This window comes from Tistrella mobilis (assembly GCF_041468085.1).
Lineage (GTDB): Bacteria > Pseudomonadota > Alphaproteobacteria > Tistrellales > Tistrellaceae > Tistrella > Tistrella mobilis_A.
In genome coordinates this window covers 2,472,180-2,491,976 of sequence record NZ_CP121017.1, presented here as the reverse complement: position 1 = coordinate 2,491,976, position 19,797 = coordinate 2,472,180, and the positions used below count along the sequence as shown (strand labels likewise).

The following is a 19,797-nucleotide window of genomic DNA, read 5'->3' as shown; positions in this document are numbered from 1 at the left end:
CTTACCCGCAGGTTGCCTCCGGGCTTCGCCCACGGGCAGCGGGGTCAATGGCATCGCTCCAGGCATCGAGAACCGCCGGCGGAACGGCTGCCGTCTGCCGGGCCTGACGCAGGGCAACCCGGAGTGCCGCGCGCAGATGCCGGGCATCCTCGCCATTGTCATCGACCAGCGCAACGGGTGCTATGCCGTCATGCAGGGCAGTCAGGAACTGCTCGCGCAGGGCCACCACCCGCGGTTCACCGTGGCGCGACATCAGCTGCTGAAAGGCCTGATGGGCGGCTGCATCAAAGGCCCGAGGCCGCCCCAGGGCATCGCGCAAAGGGTTGCAGGCGTGCAGCGTCAGCCCGGCAACCATGCCGTCCGGGATCGGCGTATTGGCAGAGGCTGCCCGGCCCGAAGCCAGAAGTCTGGGCAGAAGATGGGTATGGGGTCCTTCGGGAGACGTTTCCCCCGCTTTTGGAACAGCCTGAAAGACTTCGATTCTGGCCAGCCGGGTCGTGAAGACCCGATGGGCGCCTGTACCTGCCACGGCGCGTCTTGGCCCCGGGTCTTCGCTTAGCAGAGGTTGCCCCGACAGGGCACGCAGGACAGCCAGTGCGTCGGGTGTGGAGGCCCGTACACAGGCCTCGGCATGGGGAATGCCAAGCCCCAGATCGAACAGGATGCCCTCCCGATCCTCAGGGCGTACGGCATCTGCATCCGGGCCGAGTTCGGTGACCACGGTTCGCGCCGGCCCGGCGGCGGCCGCATCCGGGAGGCAGAAGGCGATGGCCGATGACCAGCCGATGCCGTCGGCAGAGGGAGTTTCGTAGGCGAGGATCTGCACATCGTTCCGGCGGGCAACGGCAATGGCCCCCCGTGCGGTGGCCAGCTGCCGCCTTGCGGGGCTGTTCGAGGCGTCGACCAGGAGCGGCTCGTCCGCGTCGCGCATGAATTCGGCGATGGCCCCGAAGCTGCCCGTACTCCAGGCCTGGGCAGGATCGGCCAGAAGCCGGCCGATCAAGGCGCCGGCATCCTCGGATCCGGATGTGGATGTCAGCGACATGTCATAGCCTCCCTTGGATGTTCTGATGTCTGGGTCCGTGCCCAGGGGACGACCAGAAGAAGGCCTTCGGCCTGGCCGTGCAGCGCACGAATGCCATAGGCCCGGGCAAGCCTGTCGGGGGTGAGCACGGTTTCGGGAGGGCCGTCAGCGATCAGGCGTCCTTCGGCCAGCAGCACCAGCCGGTCGCAGAACCGGGCGGCGAGGCCCAGATCATGGAGCACCGCCACGATCAGCCGGCCCTCATGCGCAAGTCCCCTCAGTAGTCCCATCACATCGAGCTGATGGGCCGGGTCGAGGGCTGCGACCGGTTCATCCGCAAGCAGGATCGGTGCCTCGACCGCCAGAGCCCGGGCCAGCAGCACCTTCAGCCGCTCACCGCCCGAAAGCCGGTCGACCCGGCGCCCGATGAAACCGTTGGTCCCCGTGATCGCCATGGCCCGGGCAACCGCATGGCGGTCCGCGGCGGAGCGTCCGTCGCCATGGGGCAGGCGGCCCAGTGCAACCACCGCATCCGCCGGAAGCGGCCAATGCACATCGGCGCCCTGGGCCAGGTAGGAAATCTGCCGCGCCCGCGCGGCTGCGGATAAAAGATGCAGCGATTGCCCGCCGACCGACACGTCGCCGTTCTGCGGCGGTCGAAGGCCGGCGAGCAGGCGCAGCAGCGTGGTCTTGCCCGCGCCGTTGGGGCCGATCAACCCCACCAGCTGTCCCGGCCCGAGGGACAGGGACAGATCGTCGAGCCGGGGACGATCCTGGCCCGCAACAGTCAGATGTCGTGCCTCAAGGCTGGCGATATCCATGGGCTCAGCCATCCTTTCGCGCGGTCTTCAGGATCAGGGACGCAAGAAAGGGCGCGCCGATCAGCGCCATCATCACCCCCAGCTTGAGTTCGGGACGCGTCGGCAGCAGGCGGACTGCGATGTCGGCTGCGAGAGTGAAGGCGGCGCCTGCCGGAGCTGCGGCCAGCAGCAGGGCGCCGGGGCGATGGCCGACCAGTGGTCGCAGCAGATGCGGCACGATCAGGCCGACGAAGCCCACCGCTCCTGCCACCGCAACACCCGGCCCGACGGCAAGCGCCGTGCCGAGAATGGCGGCCAGCCGGGTGCGGGTTACGTCGAAACCGAGGCTTGCGGCGGTATCCTCGCCCAGCGTCATGGCATCGAGCGCCCGTCCCAGCCGGGCAAGAATCACCAGACCGACTGCCACCGGTGGCACTGCCAGCCAGACATGATTCATACTGCGATCACTGAGCGATCCCATCAACCAAAAGACGATTTCAAGCGCGGCATAGGGTGATGGGGCGAGGTTGAGGGCGAGGGCGGTCAGTGCTGCGGCAAAGCTGCCGATGGCGACACCGGTGAGGATGAGTGCAGTGGTGCCGGCCCCCCGCGCAGCGATGACGGCCAGAATCAGTGTGGCGGCGAGAGCCCCGGCGATGCCGCCGAGAGGGAGCGCCAGCGACCAGGCAGCAGCCGCACCACTGTAGAAGGCCGCCACTGCGCCGAGCCCGGCCGAAGCCGAAACCCCAACCACTCCGGGGTCGGCCAGCGGGTTGCGCAGCAACCCCTGCAGCGCAGCCCCGGACATGGCAAGCCCGGCCCCCAGTACGATGGCGAGGATCGCACGGGGCAGGCGCAGCTGGACCAGGATCAGGGCGTCCAGCGTGTCGTGGCCGTGGACGAGATCTGCGACGGCCCGGCCGAGATCGAGCCCGTCCGGCCCTGCCGCTACGGAGGCCGCCGAAAGGATGATGGTAAGTACGACGAGCGCCGCCGAAAGCCGCCCTGCGGTCAGGCTCATGGCTGTGATCCTTGGGGGCGGTTCAGAACGGAACGACGGGCGGCTGAAAGCCGGGCCACCGCCTCCGCAACCCAAGGGCCCGGGCAGACCCAGAGGGCGGCTGGCAGGCTTGCAATGGTGACGCCGGCCGCCCTGGCCCGGAAGGCCGGATGATCGAGGACCTCGCGGGCCAGTGCCGGCGGCGCATCGCCGTCTGAATCAAGAACCAGCAGATCGGGTTTCAGGCGCAACAGCCGTTCCAGACCGATCCGGCCGTCACCGTCGACGGGCGCGCCGGGGGCGAGGTTGCGCAGACCGGCTGCCGCCAGGATCTCGTCCTGCAGGGTTCCCGCTCCGGCGACGCCACCGCCGGGCCTCAATACCACCACCCCCGGCTGCCGGCCATTCCTCGCATCATCATTGCCCGCATCATGGGCGGCCTCGGCAAGCATGCGATCCATGGTCGTCAGCATCGCCTGGCCTGCGGCCGGATTGCCCACGGCCGCCGCGAGGCTGGTGACCTGGGAGCGGATGCCGGCGAGGCTGGTTGCTTCGTCGAGCAGCAGCACCGGAATGCCGGCCCGTTGCAACATCTGGGTGGTGGTCAGCGTCGTGTAGCGGCCGGCAACGACGAGGTCGGGGGCGAGCCGGGCAATCTCTTCTGCCCGTCCGTGATTGAGCACCAGCCCGCCGGCCGCTGCCGGATCGAGTGCTGCCGGCCCTGCGGCCAGCCATGTGACAGAGACCAGCCGTCCGGCCGGGGCGAGACGCAGCAGCAGCTCGTCGGCGCAGAGGTTCATCGACACGATGCGTTGTGGCCCGTCCCCGGCGGATGCCGGGGACGGTGCTGCCAGGAACAGGCCGGCCAGGCAGAATGCGAGGCGCCGTTTTTGCATAAGCTCAGAACCGCATGCGCAGGCCGGCATATGCCGCACGTCCGCGTGAGCCGTATCCAAGAACTTCTTGATATTCCTCGTCAAAAAGATTGTCGATCCGGCCGAACACTTCGACGGTGTCGGTAAGATCGTAGGCCGCCGTCAGATTGACGAGGGTATATTCATCCAGCGTGACCGGGTGCGGCACGTAGTTGGTGTCGTAGGCCCAGTCCTTTTGCTCTCCATTGTAGATCACCGCGATGCCCGCTCGGGCACGGTCGTCGAGGAAACGCGTCGTCAGATCGGCGCTGGCAATATGCGGTGCGCGGCGAACCAGCTCCTCGCCTTTGGAATCCTCGCCGTCGGTATAGGTGTAGGTCAGCCGCAGATCCATCCAGCTAAGCGGGCGGATGGTCATCGAGGCCTCCACGCCGTTGATGCGTGACGTGCCGGGCAGATTGATCGACGAGCTGCCGCTGCCCTGGATCAGGTTTTCGATATCCTGTCGGAACCATCCCAGATCGACCACCAGCCTGCCGTCGAGGAAGCTGTGTTCGATACCGGCATCCCAGCCTGTCGCCTCTTCAGGCTTGAGATCGGGATTCCCTCTATAAGTATTTGTATAACCATAGAGTTCGAACAGGGTCGGGTTCTTGATGCCGGTGCCGTAGGAGGTGCGGAGCTTCGTGTCGGTTCCAGGGATCAGCCAAGCCGCGGTCACCCGCCAGCTGTGCTGGTCGTCGAACAGGCCGTTCCGATCGTAACGGCCGGCGGCGGACAGGAAGAGCTGGTCGTACAGGCCGAGGCGGTATTCGCCGGCGAATCCGGTGGATTCGTAGTCGTGTTTGACGATCGAGCCCGGTGCCCAGGAGCTCCAGGTTCGGGCGTTTTCGCGCTCATGATCCAGACCGGCGCTCAGGTCGTGGCGGATGGCGCCGGTCTCGAAGCCATAATCGGTCTGATAATCTGCCTTCAGCCTCCGGCCCAGATAGGTGCTGGTTATGCGGTCGCCGTCGCGGTAGTCGCGGTCGTGTTCGGTACTGGCGAGGCCGATCTTGTGCCGCCATCGGCCATCCGCCAGGGCGTAGCGCGCCTCACCACGCAGGAAGGTCTGAGTGCCGGTGGTCAGGTCGTCGGTATCATCCTGTGGCAGGGTGTTATAGGCATCGGTGTCGGTGCGATACCGCACGGTCCTGCCAACCAGCGCGAACTCCAGATCCTCCGCCGGCCGCCAGCCAAATTTGGCAAAGGCCGAACGGTTGCGATAACCGTCCTTCTCCGGGTTACCGGCGCCTTCGTCGGCGGATGAGATCCCGTCGGTGCGAAAGCTCTGGGCCGAGACCAGGGCGTCGAAGCTCCGGTCGCCATAGGAAACGGTACCAACCGCCTCCCGGGTGTCGAAACTGCCGGCCTCGGTGCGCAGGCTGCCCGAGAGCGGGCCGTCCCCGCGCTTCGTCGTGATGTCGATGACGCCACCCACGGCATCCGACCCGTAAAGCGCACTCTGTGGTCCGCGCAGCACCTCGATCCGCTCGATCTCGTAGGCGAGCAGATGGCCGAAATCGAAGTCCGAGCCGCCCGAGGGATCGGAGACTTCGATGCCGTCGATGCGCACCAGCGTCTGGTTGCCTTCCGAACCGCGGATGCGGATCTGCGACAAGCCACCGACCGATCCGGTGCGGCTGACCGCGAGGCCCGGTACCAGGCGCAGGGCATCATCGACCTGGCGTATCTGCAACGCCTCGATCTGGTCGGCCGTGATGACGGTAACGGCGCTGCCGACGGTTTCGATCGGCACCGGGCTGCGGGCAGCGGAAACCGAGAGCGGGGCGAGGCGGGTGACGTCTTCGCTGTCCGTTTCTTCGGCCGAGGCGACGGCCAGAGGGGAAAGGACGATCAGCGGCAGGGTCAGGCCGGCACGAAGCAGACGGCGTGACCGGTTGCGGGCAGGCGGGCGATTGGTGGACACGGAATACTCGACCTCGTTCGACTGCATCATGCGGTCACTGCGAACGAGGCCGGCAGGGGCGGCTGGTCAGGGCGGGAAGGGGGATAGCCTTGAGGGGCTATGGGGTCTTCATGCCGCGCCGCCACCGCTTGCAGAACCCATCGGTACACCCCGCCCGACGTGCTCGCCCGTGACCGCGAATGACGGCAGGTCTCCTGGCTCACGGGTCGTCGCACCACCGTCACCTTCCCGGCCCCCGTCGGAGCCAGTGGTTTTCGAGACGGGGCACTCTCCGCTCACAGTTGCGGGGGCAGCTGCGGAATTGCCGGACTATGCTACCGGCGCACCGCATTCCCTTTTCATCCCGCGGAACGACCGCAGGACACCGTCAGTGGCGACATCCTGCCGCGGAGATCGCCTTTCTGGCAAGGCCCATGTGACACCATCGTGTCATTTGCCGGGCAGACGGCCGAGCAGACGATCCCCCCAGGCCGCGGGCAGGGCGGCAAGCAGCCAGCAGAGTGCGGCCAGCTGCCAGGGAAAAGCGATGCGCGCCCGGTTGCGGTCGAGCCCGCGGCGGATGAGTCGTGCGGCGGTATCCGCATCCATCAGGAAAGGCATCGGGAAGCGGTTGCGCTCAGTCATCGGTGTGCGCACGAATCCCGGGCAAACGACTGAAATTCTGAGCCCGCCATGGGCCAGGCGCGGGCGCAGCCCTTCACCCCAGGCCTTCACGGCGGCCTTGGAGGCGGCATAGGCCGGGGCGCCCGGCTGGCCGCGATAACCGGCGAGGCTGGCCACGATCGCGATGGCGCCCCGGCCACGGCCGAGCATGGCATCGGCTGCGGGCAGGACCGTGTTCACCACGCCGTCGACATTGACCGCAAAGATCGCCCGCGTGACCCCGGCCGAGACGGCGCCGCCGCTACCGGTTTCGTTACCCGAGATGCCGGCGTTGGCGATGACCAGGTCGATGGGCGCGCGCGCCTCGGCCGCCGTCACCCAGGCTGCCGTTGCGGCGGCATCGGTGACGTCGAACTGCGCCACATCGACAATGGCACCGCGGCTGCGTGCCGCCGTCGCCGTCGTCTCCAGCCGGCCGGTATCGCGGCCATGGAGCGAGAGGCGGATGCCCGGCCCGGCATATTCCATCGCCAGGGCAGCGCCCAGGCCGCTGGAGGCGCCGGTGATGGCAATATGGCGTGGGGCGGGGGATGCGCTCATGGGACGCGGCCGGTCCTGGTGGACATCCGACGAGCGGCGTCGGAGACTGTGACGTGATCAGACCCGGATGACATCCGAGGCTTGGCGGGGGAGAGGCGGGTTCGTATAGTCCGCCGGTTCGATCCGCCCTGATCATCGCTCATCCTCGGGAGATTGGCCATGGCCCTCGCCAGCATGACAGGATTCGCCCGCGCCGATGCAGGCGATGCCCGCTACGGCTGGAACTGGGAAGTCAAGAGCGTCAACGGCCGCTCCCTGGATCTGCGAATCCGTCTGGCCCCCGGCTTTGACCAGCTGGAGCCGGTGGTGCGCAAGGTCGCCCAGGACCGGATCCGGCGTGGCCATGTCAGCGTGCAGCTGGGCCTGGTGACCCATGCCCGGGGCGCGCGTCTTCGCATCGATCCGGAGGTCGCCGACGGGCTGGGTGATGTCCTGACCGAGCTTCAGCGACGCTTTCCCAAGGCAAAGGTGCCGCGGCTCGACGGTCTGCTGCGGGTGCCCGGCCTGCTGCAGATGGTGGAGCAGGAGGAAAGTGAGGCCGTGCGCGCCGCCCGCGAGCACGCGATGACCGAGAGCCTGATTGCTGCCTTTGATCGCCTGGTCATTGCCCGCGCTCAGGAAGGCGCCGCCCTGACCCGGTTGCTGACCGAGCATGTCGATGCGATCGAGGGGCTGGTGACCGAGGCTGCCGGTCTGGCTGCCACTCAGCCGGCGACCATCCGGGCCCGGCTGGAGGAACAGCTTCGCAGCCTGCTGCAGGATCGTGCCGGCGCGGCCGAAGACCGGATCATCCAGGAAGCCGCCATGCTGGCTGCCAAGGCCGATATCCGCGAAGAACTGGACCGGCTGGTCGCCCATGTCGCCCAGGCGCGGGAGCTGATGGCTGCCGACGAACCGGTCGGGCGTCAGCTCGACTTCCTGGCGCAGGAATTCAATCGCGAGGCCAATACGCTGTGCTCGAAATCATCCGACACGGCGCTGACCCGGATCGGCCTTGCCCTCAAGACCCGGATCGACCAGCTCCGCGAGCAGATCCAGAACGTCGAATGAGCTTCGACCCCACCGCCTTTCAGGGACCATGCCGCCGATGACCGACACCACCACCGCACGTCGCGCCCTCCATGACCGCCGGCGTGGCTTGATGCTGGTGCTCTCTTCGCCTTCCGGCGCCGGCAAGACCACATTGTCGCGCCGCCTGCTGTCGCAGGATGACGACATCACGTTGTCGGTTTCGGTGACCACGCGGCCGATGCGGCCCGGTGAGGTCGATGGCGTCGACTACCACTTCATCGATCGCCCGACCTTCGATCGTATGGTCGCGGAAGAAGCATTGCTTGAACATGCGACCGTGTTTGAAAACAGCTACGGCACCCCGCGCGCGGCGGTGGAGGCCACGCTGGCCGATGGCCGCGACGTGCTGTTCGACATCGACTGGCAGGGCACCCAGCAGCTGGCCGACCGGGCGCGCGACGACCTTGTGACCGTCTTCATCCTGCCGCCCTCGATCGCAGAGCTGGAGCGCCGGCTGACCACCCGCGCCCAGGACAGCGCCGAGGTGGTGGCCAAGCGCATGGCCAAGGCGGCGGATGAAATGAGCCATTACGCCGAATACGACTATGTGCTGGTGAACGAGGATGTCGATCGCACGCTGGCGGATCTGGAGGCGATCCTGCGGGCAGAGCGTCTGCGTCGCCGGCGGCGGATCGGCCTCAGCGGCTTTGTGAATGCGATGCGTGAGGGGGCCGGTCGCTGAGCGAGCGATCCGGCGCCCCGCCGGACATCAGGCGAGCCCCAGCGCTCCGCGGATGCCGGGTGAAAGCTGGGCCGCCAGATAAATCAGATAGGCCGCAAGGAAGATGCCGGATTCCCGGCGCCCGATGCGCCAGCCGGTCCGTGAGAAGAAGAGCAGCAGGGCAGTCGCAGCGGCCATCGCCCAAAGATCCAGTACCAGCACCTCGGCCGGAATCGGGATCGGCTTGACCAGCGCGGTTACGCCTGCGATGCCCAGGATGTTGAAGATGTTGCTGCCGATGACGTTGCCGAAGGCAACATCCCCGTGGCGACGGATCGCAGCCATCACCGAGGTCACCAGCTCGGGCAGCGATGTCCCGACGGCGACCAGGGTCAGGCCGATCACGGCCTCGGACATGCCGAACTCGCGGGCGATCTCCACGGCCGATCCGACCAGGAAATCGGCGCCCAGCATCACGCCCGCAATGCCTGTTGCGGTGATGAGCAGACCCTTGGGCAGGCTCATGCCCTTTACCTCAGGCTGCCCGGACACAAACTCGGCTTCAGCGGCATGCATCTGCGCCGCCGCATCATTTGTCCTGCGATCGGAGATGTAGCTGTACAGGGTGTAGCCGAGGAGGCCGACCAGGAACACTACACCGGCAATCCGGCCGAGCTCGCCGCCAAGGCAGGCGACGATGAAGGCAATGGTGGCAAGGGCGAGTGCCGTGCCGTCGCGGCGAAAGGCCGCCGGATTGACGATCACCGGCAGGATCAGGCCCGAGACGCCGAGAATCAGCAGGATATTGGCGATGTTGCTGCCGACGATATTGCCGACGGCAATTCCCGGCGCACCGGCGAGAGCCGCCTGGAGGCTGGCGACCAGTTCGGGTGTGGAAGTGCCGAAGCCGACCAGCGTGAGGCCGATCACCATCGGAGAAACACCGAGGCGGGTGGCCGTGCCCACGGCACCACGCACCAGAAGTTCACCGCCCAGGAACAGAAGCCCCAGGCCGGCGGCGAGCAGTAGATAGGTCATGCGGTCTCCGGTCGAGAGGGAGGCCGATCTTGGCCGCTGCGAATGTCGGGCGCCGCTGCGAACCGTTCAAGGTCGCCGACGGCGCAAATCGATCATGCCGTCAGAGTCTGTCGCGTGCCGTAAGGGCCCGGGCCAGGGCACAGAACCCTTCGACAGGCACGGTTTCGGCCCGTCGGGTCGGATCGATACCGGCGGCGGCGAGAAGACCTTCTGCGTCGCCCAGGGATTTCAGGCTCTGGCGCAGCATCTTGCGACGCTGCCCGAAGGCGGCCGCGGTGACGGTGGACAGGGCCTTCAGTTCCGCAGGGGCGAGCGGCTCGGGGCGGGTCTCGAAGATCAGCACGGTCGAGGTCACTTTGGGCGGAGGCGTGAAGGCGCGCGGGCCGATGTCGAACCCTTTGGTGATGCTGAAGCGCCACTGGGCCAAGACCGACAGCCGACCGTAATCCTTGCCGCCCGGAGGTGCGGTCAGCCGGTCGGCGACCTCCTTCTGGTACATGAGCACCATCCCGGCGATGCGTTCCGGACGCTCGGCCCACTGAACGGTCAGCTGCGTGGAGATGTTGTAGGGCAGGTTGGAGGCGATCCAGCAGCGCCCGCTATCGCCGATCTCGTCGAGCAGAGCCCCCGGATCCACCGTCAGGGCATCCGCCTCGATGATCGAGAACCGGCCCGGACAGGCATCGATCAGCGGCTGCAGGGCCTGAACGGCCCGGCTGTCGCGCTCGATCGCGATCACGCGTGCGGCGGGGCCGGCAAGCAGGCCCCGGGTCAGCCCACCCGGCCCGGGGCCGACCTCGATGACGGTTCGACCGGCAACGCCGTCCCGACCTTCCGCGAGCTTCGCGATCCGGCGGGTGAGATTGAGGTCGAGAAGGAAATGCTGGCCCAGCGATTTGCGTGCATCAAGGCCCGCGGCCGCGATCACGTCCCGGAGAGGAGGCAGGGCATCAAGGGCCGATATCGTATCGTGCACCGCAGGGGTACCGGCCGGGGGCGTGGAGGTCATGGGGGCTCGATGTTCAGGCAGAAAGGGGAAGACGGCGCCGGGCGGCGGCCATGGTGCCGGCCAGGCGGATTGCGGCGGCGAGACTGTCGACGCGGGCGATGCCGCGTCCTGCCAGATCGAGCGCCGTGCCGTGATCGGGAGATGTCCTCACGATCGGCAGGCCCAGTGTCACATTGACGCCGCCATGGAAATCCAGAGTCTTGGCCGGGATCAGCACCTGATCGTGGTACATGCCGAGCACGGCGTCGTAACCTGCCCGCGCTTCCTCGTGGAAGAGGGTATCGGCCGGCAGCGGCCCCCGGGCATCAATGCCGGCGGCTTTCAGCCGGTCGATGGCCGGGGCGATGATCTCGATATCCTCCTGGCCGAGCGTGCCGTCTTCACCCGCATGGGGGTTCACCCCGGCAAGCGCCAGCCGTGGCCGGGCTACGCCGAAATCCCGCCGCAGCGCCTCGGCCGTGATGGTGGCCGTCTCCACGATCAATTCAGGCGTCAGCAGGGCCACCGCCCTGACCAGCGCCTCGTGGATGGTCACAGGCACGACCCGGATGGCCGGGCTTGCGATCATCATCACTGGCCGCATGCCGCCGCCGCAGCGGGCGGCGAGGTATTCCGTATGGCCGGGATAGGGGAATCCGGCGTCGTAGAGGGTCTTCTTCTGGATCGGATTGGTCACCACGCCATCGATCGCACCTGCCATGGCAAGGTCGACTGCACGGTCGAGCGCTTCGACCACCGCACTTGCATGGGCAGGGTCCGGCCGGCCCGGCATGGCGGGTGACGGCAGTCGGACCTTCAGGACGGGCAGGGCGTCGTCGAACGCGTCAGAAGCATCATCAACCGACGCGATCTCGCGGATCGGTACCTGCCAGCCCAACCGGCGCGCGATCCCGGTCAGCCGGTCGGGATCGTCCAGGGCCAGGAAGACCGGCAGACCGAGATCCGCCCTGCGCAGCCAGGCGGCGAGGGTCAGCTCGCCGCCGATGCCTGCGGGCTCTCCCATGGTGACGGCCAGCGGCCGCCGTGCTGCGTCGTCAGACACGGACATCAATGAAGGCCTGGCGGCGAAGATCGTGCAGATGGCGCTGGGCCATCGTGTCGAGCCGCTGGCGGATCAGCGCCTCGCGAATGGTATCCCGGTCTGGAAGCCCGGCGATGTCGCCGCTGCGGTCGCAGACCACCAGCACGCGCACCATGCCACCGCCGGTGATCGGCGCCGAGACTTCACCCGAACCAAGATTGATCACCGCCTGACGCAGAGCCGGCGCCAGATCACCGACCTTCAGCCGGCCGAGATCGGTGGTGGGATCGGCGCCCAGTTCCGTGGCAATCCCCTCAACGGCCTCGCAGGATGACAGATCGGCCGTAGCCGCCTGCAGCCTTTCGCTGGCGGCCCGTTGCGCGGCCGGATCATCGCCCGTCTCGAGTGCGATCTGCTTCAGCGCCATCTCGATCTGGGATGCATCACCGCCAGTGACCTTGCGAGTGTCGGCGACCGCCACGATGTGATAGCCCTCGGGCGTGCGAATCGGCATTGATACGGTGCCGGCCTGCGCATTGGCAAGGAAGGCGTCGATCTCCGGCGCCAGCTGACCGGGCAGAACCCAGCCGACATCGCCAGACTGCTGGGCGGTGACGCCATCAGAGAACTCGCGGGCCAGCGCTGTAAAGGGGGCGCCTGCCTTCAGCTGTTCAAGCAACCGTTCGGCATTCTGGCGCACCTCGGCCTCGCGCTGCGGGTCGGGCACGCTCAGCACGATTTCGAGCACGCGATACTCGGTCTGGCCGGCATTGGCGCGGATGCGATCGAGCACCGCGTTGATCTCGTCCTCGCCGACCACGATCCGCGGCCGCACCTCACGCGCGACCACTTTTTCCCAGGCGATCTCCGACCGCAGACGGTCGATCACCGTCGAGGGCACGATGCCCTGAGCCCGCAGCCCCTGTTCCAGGGTCCCGGGCGCGAAGTTGTTGCGGGTTTCGATCTGCGCCTCGGCGCGCGACAGCTCGTCGGCGCTCACATTCAGGCCCAGGCGGCGTGCCGCCTGAAGCTGAAGACGCTCGTCGATCAGCTGGCGCAGGATCTGCGGCGCGAGGCGCTGACGGGTCTGCTGATCGTCCGGCAGCTGAGAGGTCCTGATGACCATGTCCATGCGGGCGGTCAGATCGAACACCGAGACGATATCGTCATTGACGACGGCCGCGACCCGGCCCGCCGTCTGCGCGAGCGCCGTGCCGGGCCCTGTCGCCGCCACCCCGCCCAATGCGGTGGTACCGGCGAAGGCGGCCAGGAGCAGAATGCGCAAGGGCTTCATCGAACGTCCTCTGTGCTCGTTCGTGTGCATGTCAGTAGGTTCCGCCCAAGGTGCGCAGCACCACGCGGACCAGCACGTCGGTCGACGGCTGGATGTCGCGGTCGCGCGAGAAGCTGCGCCGGACTTCGGAAACGATGTAGAGGCAGTTTTCTAGATCGACGGCGAAGCCCGCCCCGTGACTGATCGAGCGGTCATTCTCCAGATCGCGGCGCAGGCTGCCGAAGATCTTGTAATCATCGGTGATGTCGTAGCCGGCGCTGAAATACACCTCTTCGCGGTCGGTGTAATCGTCGGTGACTTCCCGCTCGTCAGCTCTGAGAAGCGTGTACGACAGATCGAAGCTTGCCCGATCGACGATCCAGGCAGCGCCCAGATCGGTGCGGCGGGGCTCCAGCGTATCCTTGTCGAAGCGGAAACGATAATAGAGATCGAGGTTCGGACCAGGGGTCACGACCACCCGGCCGACATAATCCGAGACCTTGTCTTCAAGTCCGCTGCCGGGCGCGAAGGTGTCGTCGGCTCTGGCCCTGAGAGACTGACCCACAAGGCCGGTAATCTGTCCGCCATCCCCGGTATAGTGGCCGACCCGCAGCCCGTAGCTCACCCGCGGCCCACCTTCGACCCGGTCATAGCCCGAGAAACGCTGGGTGGAGAACAGGTTGGTCTCGTCGAACTCGAAATCGCGGCTGTCCTCGTTCGGGATCTTCCACGAATTGCCGCCATAGGGGCTGATCACACCCATGACGATCGGCTCGATCATCTGACGGGTTTCGCCGTCGGAGCGAACCATGGGCAGGCGCCAGTCCAGCGCGATCTCTGGCAGAATGCGGCCGGCTGTGCCATTGAAGCTGCGGCCGTCCTCAGTCAGATCGTCGACGACATAGCCGTCGCCGCGCAGATTGGCGGTCAGCGTATAGATGCCACCTTCGCCGCCGATATAGCTGCGATTCCATCCGCCGCCCACCGTGGCGCGGTAGCTGTCGGTCCCATCCTGGCGCGACAGACCGGCGAAGCTGGACTCCATCCGCCACTGACCGCCGAGAGGGGCTGTACCGGGGGCACCCAGCCGGCTCCACTGCGCCATCGGCAGGGCCGTCGGCAGTTCGGATTGTCTCTGCGTATTGCGGAGCCCCTGGAACCAGTAGCCGGCAATCTGGGCGTAGTCCCGGCCGTTCAGCTCTTCGGCGTAGAGCGTCGAGGTCAGGGTTTCGCGGTTGGTGATGTCGTAGACGCGCAGCACCGTGTCGTCCCCGGCCCAGATGCCGTCAAATCCCCAGCGCCAGGTATCGTTCAGGTCGAAGCGTCCACGACCGGCGATATAGCCACGGACATTGTCGCGGGCGACATCATCCGTTGCATCCGCGATCATGCCTTCCAGCGAGTAGGCGCCGTTATCCAGGGCCCGGCGGTATTCCGCGCTGAGGCCTGATCCTTGGTCGGTCGTCCACATCGGCGTGATCGTGGCATCGGTCGTGGGATCGATCACAATATGGTAAGGGATGTCGATCCGGCTGCCGAGTGTGCTGTTGGAGCGATAGGTTGGCGCCAGCATACCGCTCCGGCGATCGACCGTGGGATCCGGATGGCTGAAATAGGGCGTATAGGCGATCGGTACGCCCAGCAATTCCAGCGTCGCATCACGATAGACGATGTCGCGGGTCTGCTCGTCATGGGTGACCTTATCGGCCTTGATCTGCCAGAGCGCCGGCCGGTCAGGCTTGTCCTCGCAGAGTTCGCAGGCGGTGTAGGCCGCTTTGTCCATCTGTGTGAAGCGGCCTTCGCGGGTGCTGCCGGCCGCGACCAGAAGCGTCTGGTCCGCCAGTCGGGCCTTGAGGTCGCGGGCGATGCCTTTCGCAAAGCCTTCGTCCAGCTGGGCGTAGCTCGCGAACATGACCGAACCGTCGGGCTCGACCATGGCCACATTGCCCTGTGCGGTAACGATGCCGTCGCGCCGGTTATAGGTCAGGCTGTCGGCTCTGACGATCCGGTCGCCCTGGGCGACTTCGACATTGCCGCGTGCGATCACGAGCTCCAGCTCGCGCGCATACTCGACCTCGTCCGCCTGAAGCAGGATCGGCTCGTCGGACGCAAGAGAGGGCAGGGCCTGGGCACGTGCCGGATCAGGCAGGGCGCTCAACACGACGATGGCGGCTGCGGCCAGGAGATCGGCGCGCAAGCGATCGAGCGTGGAGCGGCGGCGGCGGGTGGAAGCAGGTCCGGCGACCAAGGCTAGCCGTCCTCCAGATGCAACAGGGTCGCTATGCCGAACAGCGCCGCAACGCCGGCCGGAGTCCAGGCGGCCAGCACCACCGGCAGGCCTCCGGATTGGCCGAGAGCATAGACCACGCCCGTAAGGAAATACAGCAGGAAGCCGGTGAAGACACCTCCGGCAATGGTGATGCCGGCACCGCCCCTGCGGGTGAAGCGCAGGCCGAAAGTTGCGGAGATGATGACCATGGCCATCATCAGCAATGGCAGGGCGAGGACGGAGTGCCAGTAGAGCCGATGCTGCAGCGCACTAAAGCCTGCATCCCTGAGCTGCGCGATGAAACCCGGCAGCGCCCAGAACGACATGGTCTCAGGATTGGCGAAACTGTCCAGAATCTGCTCGCGCGTCATCTGAGTCGCCTGTTCCAGGGTCTCTGCGCGTTCCGGCATCCGGTCGGGCGCTGAGACGACGGCGTTCTCGATATGCCAGACCTGATTGCCCAGCGTCGCGCGCGCAGCATCGATACGGTCGCGGAAGGTCTCGTCCGGCCCGTAGCGGAAGATCGTGACATTGCCGAGGTCGGTGCCCGCCGCGGCCATGCGGGTGGCATGGATCACCACCGGCGCGCCGTCCAGCCGCTCGCGCAGCCACAGACCGCCGGGGCCGACCGACAGAAGACTGCTGCGGCCGCCGATATAGCGGGCGTCGAGCGATTCGTACCTGGATGTCATCATGGCGGCGAGCGGGTTGAAGACGGCAACCAAGAACGCGCCCAGCAGCAGTGCCACGCCGACCGGCGGTGCCATGAACTGCCAGACGGATACGCCCGCCGCCCGTGCCACCACCAGCTCATTGGTGCGGGTGAGGCGCGAGAAGGTTATCATCCCGCCGATCAGGACCGCAAAGGGGGCGATCCTCTGCAATTGGAACGGGTTCTTGAGGATCGCCATGCCGATCAGCGTCGTGACCGGCACATCATCACCGGCGGCACGGCGCAGCAGTTCGATCAGATCGACGACAAGCACCAGCCCCATCACCACGGCCAGCACCAACCCCACCGAACTCAACATATGACGGGCGAGGTAGAGACTGAGCGTGGCCGACGCATGCCGGCGCGGGGTTGACGGTGCCCGGCCCGCCCGCACACGGCCGCTATTGGATGAGGGTTGCGTCATGCCTGGGCCTTCTCCGTCGCCCTATCGGGGGCTCGGGGTGGAATCCGCTGCGGCCGGCGGCCCAGCATGAGCCAGAGGGCAGTGGCTGCGGCGCCGAGAATCGAAAGATAGAGCGGGACCGCGGCGATGGGCGCCGTAACGAGCGCCGAGGTCAACATGATGCCTGCAAGTTGCACGGCGATCATCGCGGCCGCCGCCACCGCCACCCTGGTCCAGCGACTGCGGCGGGAGAATTCGCCGGCAAGCAGTGGGCCGAGTGCAATCAGGGTGAAGGCGAGATTGTAGAGCGGCCAGGCCAGACGCTGATGCAGCTCGCTGCGCAATTCGCCGCGAAACCTCTCTGAAATGCCGGCCTCGGGGTTCAGAAGCTGCGACAGATAGCGTTCGCGCCTGTCCCGCGTGCCGGGCGATACGTCGCCCGCAACCAGCGCCAGATCCACGGTGTAGCGGTCGAAATAGAGGAAGCTCACCCGTCCGTCGGGGCTGCGCTCCTGCCGGTTGCCATCGACCAGCACGATCCGTTGGCCGGTGTCGGTGGCGACCAGGCCGCCTCTTGCCGCCATCATCGTTACAGGTATCGCCTTGTTGCGCTCATCCTGGACCAGGATGCCGGCCAGTTCCCCTGAAGGCAGACGCTCGCGCACAAAGACCGTCAGCCCCGGCACGGGCGAGTTGAACCGCCCTTCCTGGAGCAACACGGCGGCCACATCGCTGCGGATGGAGATCTGCAGTTCGCGGAAGTCCCGCGTGAAGGTCGGGACGATATAAAGCGACAGCAGATAGCCAATCAGCGCGAAAACGCCGGCCAGCATCATCGCCGGCCGGATCAGCGCCCATGGCCCCAGACCGGCGGCGCGCAGAACCACCAGCTCCCGGTCCGAAATCAGCCGGGAATAGACCGTCACCACCGCACAGAACAATGCGATCGGCATGATGATGGTCAGGAAGGTGGGCAGCAGCAGGATGGTGAGCTGAACGAAGACCAGTGCCGAGAGGCCGCGATTGACGATCAGGTCCAGGAACCGCACGGACTGCGTCAGCCAGACCACGGCGGCAAGGCCGGCGGTGATGGCGAGCGCCGGCAGCAGCAGCTGTCTGAACAGATAGCGGGTGGCAAGCGGCATGGAACCCGGCATGGAACCCCTGGGCTGGGAATCGGCTTCACCGTTCATACCCGGACGACGGACCGGGCGCGGCGAGGCATGCGGAACGGGCGGGTTGCGGCGTGTCCTGCAACGGGATGCAGGGACACCCCCCGCCGGCCGCAACTTATCTTGGCCGACGCCCAGGGTCCAGTGCCCGCCTTCGGGGAGGGCTGTGTCGGATATGCGTCACCGGTCTTCTGCCGGAGGGGCACACCGCCTATATTGCCCGGAGACACGCGCCGGCGAGTGGCCCGTTCCAGGATCACCGCCCGGCATGTCCGAGCCATGCACAGAAACCCGGAGAGGCAGGCATGACCATCAGCTTCGCGACGTCGTCGATTCCAGCCGGCGGCACCCTCGTTCTTCCCGTGTCCGAAGGTCGGGCGCTGACGCCCGCCGGACAGGCGGTCGACGAGGCGACCGGCGGCGCGCTGGGCCGGGCCATGGCGGCCACCCGTTTCGAAGGCAAGGCCGAGCAGCAGGCCGTCGTTCTGGCGCCGCACGGGGTGGGGCTCGATCGGGTCGTTCTGCTCGGCATCGGCAAGGCCGGAGAGTTTGATGCCCTGAAGGCGCTGAAGTTCGGCGGCCGGGCAGTGCGCTCGGCAGCCGGTGCTGCGGCGATTGCCGTCGACATTTCCGGGCTCGACGGGGATCAGGCTGCGCTCGCGGCCGAGGTCGCCCTCGGCGCGCGGCTGCGCGCCTGGCGGTTCGATCGCTATCGCAGCAAGAAGGAGGGCGACGATGCCCCGGTCGACCCGGCCGTCACCGTGATGAGCGGGGCCGGTACCGATGCGGCCGTCGCCTTCGAGGCCCGTCATGCGGCAGGTGACGGTGTCGATTTTACCCGCGAACTGATCTCGGAACCGGCCAACGTTCTCACGCCCCGCAATTTCATGGAGCGGCTGAAGGATCTTGCCCGGCTCGGCATCGATGTCGAAGTCCTGGACCGCGACCGCATGGCGGCTTTGGGCATGAACGCCCTGCTGGGCGTGGCGCAGGGCAGCGTCAACGAGCCCTATCTGGTCATCATGCGCTGGACCGGCTGCGAGAACGATAGCGATCCGGTGGCGTTCGTCGGCAAGGGCGTGTGCTTCGACAGCGGCGGCATTTCGATCAAGCCCGCAGGCGGCATGGAAGAGATGAAGTGGGATATGGGCGGCGCCGGCATCGTCGCCGGCCTGCTTCGCACGCTCGCCCAGCGCAAGGCGCGGGTGAACGTGGTCGGCGTGGTAGGTCTGGTTGAGAACATGCCCTCCGGAACCGCGCAGCGGCCGGGCGATGTGGTCACCTCGCTCTCCGGCCAGACCATCGAGGTCATCAACACCGATGCGGAGGGCCGGCTGGTCCTGGCCGATGCGCTGACCTATACCCGGGATCGCTTCAAGCCGTCGGCCATCATCGATCTGGCGACCTTGACCGGCGCAATCATCGTGGCGCTGGGGACCTACAACGCCGGCCTGTTCGCCAATGACGACGGTCTGGCGAATGCACTGCTCTCGGCCTCGGCCGCGACCGGAGAGGGGCTGTGGCGCCTGCCGCTGTCGGATGCCTACGACAAGGACATCAATTCCGACATCGCCGACATGAAGAATGTCGGCAAGGGGCGGGATGGCGGCAGCATTACCGCCGCCCAGTTCCTGAAGCGTTTCGTGGGCGATACCCCCTGGGCGCATCTCGATGTGGCGGGTGTGGTCTGGGGCAAGGGTGACACCGATCTGGGCCCCAAGGGGGCGACCGGCTACGGCGTGCGCCTGCTTGACCGGCTGGTCGCCGATCGTTTCGAAGCCGGCGCGTGAACGGCGGCGGAGAGGTCATGTCCGCCGATACGGCCGGGGGGCAGCCCCCCGGGGTGGAAATCGCCTTCTATCATCTGACCGTGACTCCGCTTGAGCAGGCGCTCCCCGCCCTGCTGGAGCGGGTTCTCGCCCACGACTGGCGGGCGGTGCTGCGGGCCGGGTCGGCTGAACGGGTGAAAGCACTGGACAGCCTGCTCTGGACCTACGATCCGGACAGCTTCCTGCCGCATGGCAGCCAGGGGGATCCGCTGCCCGAGCGTCAGCCCGTCTGGCTGACGGCAGGGGACGACATGCCCAATGACCCACAGGTCCTCGTGCTGGTCGACGGGATGGATCATCCCGATCCGTCGGGCTTCGTCCGGGTGCTCGATCTGTTTGACGGGCGCGACGATCTGGCGGTCTCTGCCGCACGCGACCGCTGGCGGGTGCGGAAGGCTCGCGGTTTCGCCCTGACCTACTGGCGCCAGCGACCGGACGGCCGCTGGGAACGGGCGGCCTGAAAGCCGG

The 19,797-nt window shown here is 67.0% G+C and carries 17 protein-coding genes and 1 riboswitch; of the genes, 4 read left to right on the top strand and 13 right to left on the bottom strand.

The window, feature by feature from the left end; all coding sequences use genetic code 11:
• Position 1 precedes the first annotated feature (1 nt).
• The 6 genes from P7L68_RS17120 to P7L68_RS17095 all read right to left on the bottom strand — a co-directional run bounded on the left by P7L68_RS17120 (position 2) and on the right by P7L68_RS17095 (position 6,871).
• The gene (locus P7L68_RS17120) at positions 2 to 1,045 is read right to left on the bottom strand and encodes a hypothetical protein (RefSeq protein WP_372000142.1); all 1,044 of its coding nucleotides are present in this window, start codon (positions 1,043 to 1,045) and stop codon (positions 2 to 4) included.
• The gene (locus tag P7L68_RS17115; RefSeq protein WP_372000141.1) at positions 1,036 to 1,845 is read right to left on the bottom strand and encodes an ABC transporter ATP-binding protein; all 810 of its coding nucleotides are present in this window, start codon (positions 1,843 to 1,845) and stop codon (positions 1,036 to 1,038) included. The genes P7L68_RS17120 and P7L68_RS17115 overlap by 10 nt, the downstream gene beginning before the upstream one ends.
• Before the next feature lie 4 nt (positions 1,846 to 1,849).
• Entirely contained in the window at positions 1,850 to 2,845 is a 996-nt protein-coding gene (locus P7L68_RS17110) for a FecCD family ABC transporter permease (RefSeq protein WP_372000140.1), read from the bottom strand.
• On the bottom strand, positions 2,842 to 3,624 hold the full coding sequence (locus P7L68_RS17105; RefSeq protein ID WP_372000139.1) for an ABC transporter substrate-binding protein: 783 nt from the start codon (positions 3,622 to 3,624) through the stop codon (positions 2,842 to 2,844). The genes P7L68_RS17110 and P7L68_RS17105 overlap by 4 nt, the downstream gene beginning before the upstream one ends.
• Before the next feature lie 100 nt (positions 3,625 to 3,724).
• The gene (locus P7L68_RS17100; protein ID WP_372000137.1) at positions 3,725 to 5,497 is read right to left on the bottom strand and encodes a TonB-dependent receptor plug domain-containing protein; all 1,773 of its coding nucleotides are present in this window, start codon (positions 5,495 to 5,497) and stop codon (positions 3,725 to 3,727) included.
• Between the two features lie 337 nt (positions 5,498 to 5,834).
• A riboswitch (cobalamin riboswitch) is annotated at positions 5,835 to 6,052 on the bottom strand.
• Between the two features lie 45 nt (positions 6,053 to 6,097).
• Positions 6,098 to 6,871 carry an SDR family NAD(P)-dependent oxidoreductase gene (locus P7L68_RS17095; protein WP_372000135.1) on the bottom strand — a complete coding sequence of 258 codons (774 nt, stop codon included), beginning with the start codon at positions 6,869 to 6,871 and terminating at the stop codon, positions 6,098 to 6,100.
• A gap of 159 nt (positions 6,872 to 7,030) precedes the next feature.
• Here P7L68_RS17095 and P7L68_RS17090 point away from each other — a divergent pair, with 159 nt between their 5' ends.
• Together P7L68_RS17090 and gmk are read left to right on the top strand one after the other, a co-directional pair.
• Complete coding sequence (locus P7L68_RS17090; RefSeq protein ID WP_372000133.1) at positions 7,031 to 7,921, top strand: YicC/YloC family endoribonuclease; 891 nt, start codon at positions 7,031 to 7,033, stop codon at positions 7,919 to 7,921.
• A 28-nt stretch (positions 7,922 to 7,949) separates the two neighbouring features.
• Positions 7,950 to 8,624: a guanylate kinase gene (gene gmk / locus P7L68_RS17085; RefSeq protein ID WP_372000131.1), complete on the top strand. Its 675-nt coding sequence runs from the start codon at positions 7,950 to 7,952 to the stop codon at positions 8,622 to 8,624.
• A 27-nt stretch (positions 8,625 to 8,651) separates the two neighbouring features.
• Here the strand turns inward: gmk and P7L68_RS17080 are convergent, their stop codons facing one another.
• The 7 genes from P7L68_RS17080 to lptF form a co-directional block, all read right to left on the bottom strand.
• Positions 8,652 to 9,641, bottom strand: coding sequence for a calcium/sodium antiporter (locus P7L68_RS17080; protein ID WP_372000129.1), 990 nt, complete (start codon positions 9,639 to 9,641; stop codon positions 8,652 to 8,654).
• A 100-nt stretch (positions 9,642 to 9,741) separates the two neighbouring features.
• On the bottom strand, positions 9,742 to 10,650 hold the full coding sequence (gene rsmA, locus P7L68_RS17075) for a 16S rRNA (adenine(1518)-N(6)/adenine(1519)-N(6))-dimethyltransferase RsmA (protein ID WP_372000128.1): 909 nt from the start codon (positions 10,648 to 10,650) through the stop codon (positions 9,742 to 9,744).
• A 13-nt stretch (positions 10,651 to 10,663) separates the two neighbouring features.
• Entirely contained in the window at positions 10,664 to 11,698 is a 1,035-nt protein-coding gene (gene pdxA / locus P7L68_RS17070) for a 4-hydroxythreonine-4-phosphate dehydrogenase PdxA (protein WP_372000126.1), read from the bottom strand.
• Complete coding sequence (locus P7L68_RS17065) at positions 11,685 to 12,965, bottom strand: peptidylprolyl isomerase (RefSeq protein ID WP_372000124.1); 1,281 nt, start codon at positions 12,963 to 12,965, stop codon at positions 11,685 to 11,687. The genes pdxA and P7L68_RS17065 overlap by 14 nt, the downstream gene beginning before the upstream one ends.
• A gap of 31 nt (positions 12,966 to 12,996) precedes the next feature.
• Complete coding sequence (locus tag P7L68_RS17060; RefSeq protein ID WP_372000123.1) at positions 12,997 to 15,192, bottom strand: LPS-assembly protein LptD; 2,196 nt, start codon at positions 15,190 to 15,192, stop codon at positions 12,997 to 12,999.
• A gap of 2 nt (positions 15,193 to 15,194) precedes the next feature.
• Positions 15,195 to 16,349: an LPS export ABC transporter permease LptG gene (gene lptG / locus P7L68_RS17055; RefSeq protein WP_372000121.1), complete on the bottom strand. Its 1,155-nt coding sequence runs from the start codon at positions 16,347 to 16,349 to the stop codon at positions 15,195 to 15,197.
• Positions 16,346 to 17,485, bottom strand: a complete 1,140-nt coding sequence (lptF, locus tag P7L68_RS17050) for an LPS export ABC transporter permease LptF (protein WP_372000119.1) — start codon at positions 17,483 to 17,485, stop codon at positions 16,346 to 16,348. Before lptF ends, lptG begins: the two co-directional genes overlap by 4 nt.
• Before the next feature lie 320 nt (positions 17,486 to 17,805).
• On the opposite strand from lptF, the gene P7L68_RS17045 reads away from it, so the two are divergent.
• Both P7L68_RS17045 and P7L68_RS17040 read left to right on the top strand, forming a co-directional pair.
• On the top strand, positions 17,806 to 19,290 hold the full coding sequence (locus tag P7L68_RS17045) for a leucyl aminopeptidase (RefSeq protein ID WP_372000118.1): 1,485 nt from the start codon (positions 17,806 to 17,808) through the stop codon (positions 19,288 to 19,290).
• A 17-nt stretch (positions 19,291 to 19,307) separates the two neighbouring features.
• Positions 19,308 to 19,790 (top strand): DNA polymerase III subunit chi, encoded by a 483-nt coding sequence (locus tag P7L68_RS17040; RefSeq protein WP_372000116.1) that lies wholly within the window; start codon positions 19,308 to 19,310, stop codon positions 19,788 to 19,790.
• Positions 19,791 to 19,797 lie beyond the last annotated feature (7 nt).

What these genes read in the sequence shown, in the direction of transcription:
- P7L68_RS17120 (WP_372000142.1), bottom strand. Translation starts at nt 1,045, where the DNA reads ATGTCGCTGACATCCACATCCGGATCCGAGGATGCCGGCGCCTTGATC.
- P7L68_RS17115 (WP_372000141.1), bottom strand. Translation starts at nt 1,845, where the DNA reads ATGGATATCGCCAGCCTTGAGGCACGACATCTGACTGTTGCGGGCCAG.
- P7L68_RS17110 (WP_372000140.1), bottom strand. Translation starts at nt 2,845, where the DNA reads ATGAGCCTGACCGCAGGGCGGCTTTCGGCGGCGCTCGTCGTACTTACC.
- P7L68_RS17105 (WP_372000139.1), bottom strand. Translation starts at nt 3,624, where the DNA reads ATGAACCTCTGCGCCGACGAGCTGCTGCTGCGTCTCGCCCCGGCCGGA.
- P7L68_RS17095 (WP_372000135.1), bottom strand. Translation starts at nt 6,871, where the DNA reads ATGAGCGCATCCCCCGCCCCACGCCATATTGCCATCACCGGCGCCTCC.
- P7L68_RS17090 (WP_372000133.1), top strand. Translation starts at nt 7,031, where the DNA reads ATGGCCCTCGCCAGCATGACAGGATTCGCCCGCGCCGATGCAGGCGAT.
- gmk (WP_372000131.1), top strand. Translation starts at nt 7,950, where the DNA reads ATGCCGCCGATGACCGACACCACCACCGCACGTCGCGCCCTCCATGAC.
- P7L68_RS17080 (WP_372000129.1), bottom strand. Translation starts at nt 9,641, where the DNA reads ATGACCTATCTACTGCTCGCCGCCGGCCTGGGGCTTCTGTTCCTGGGC.
- rsmA (WP_372000128.1), bottom strand. Translation starts at nt 10,650, where the DNA reads ATGACCTCCACGCCCCCGGCCGGTACCCCTGCGGTGCACGATACGATA.
- pdxA (WP_372000126.1), bottom strand. Translation starts at nt 11,698, where the DNA reads ATGTCCGTGTCTGACGACGCAGCACGGCGGCCGCTGGCCGTCACCATG.
- P7L68_RS17065 (WP_372000124.1), bottom strand. Translation starts at nt 12,965, where the DNA reads ATGAAGCCCTTGCGCATTCTGCTCCTGGCCGCCTTCGCCGGTACCACC.
- lptG (WP_372000121.1), bottom strand. Translation starts at nt 16,349, where the DNA reads ATGACGCAACCCTCATCCAATAGCGGCCGTGTGCGGGCGGGCCGGGCA.
- lptF (WP_372000119.1), bottom strand. Translation starts at nt 17,485, where the DNA reads ATGCCGGGTTCCATGCCGCTTGCCACCCGCTATCTGTTCAGACAGCTG.
- P7L68_RS17045 (WP_372000118.1), top strand. Translation starts at nt 17,806, where the DNA reads ATGACCATCAGCTTCGCGACGTCGTCGATTCCAGCCGGCGGCACCCTC.
- P7L68_RS17040 (WP_372000116.1), top strand. Translation starts at nt 19,308, where the DNA reads ATGTCCGCCGATACGGCCGGGGGGCAGCCCCCCGGGGTGGAAATCGCC.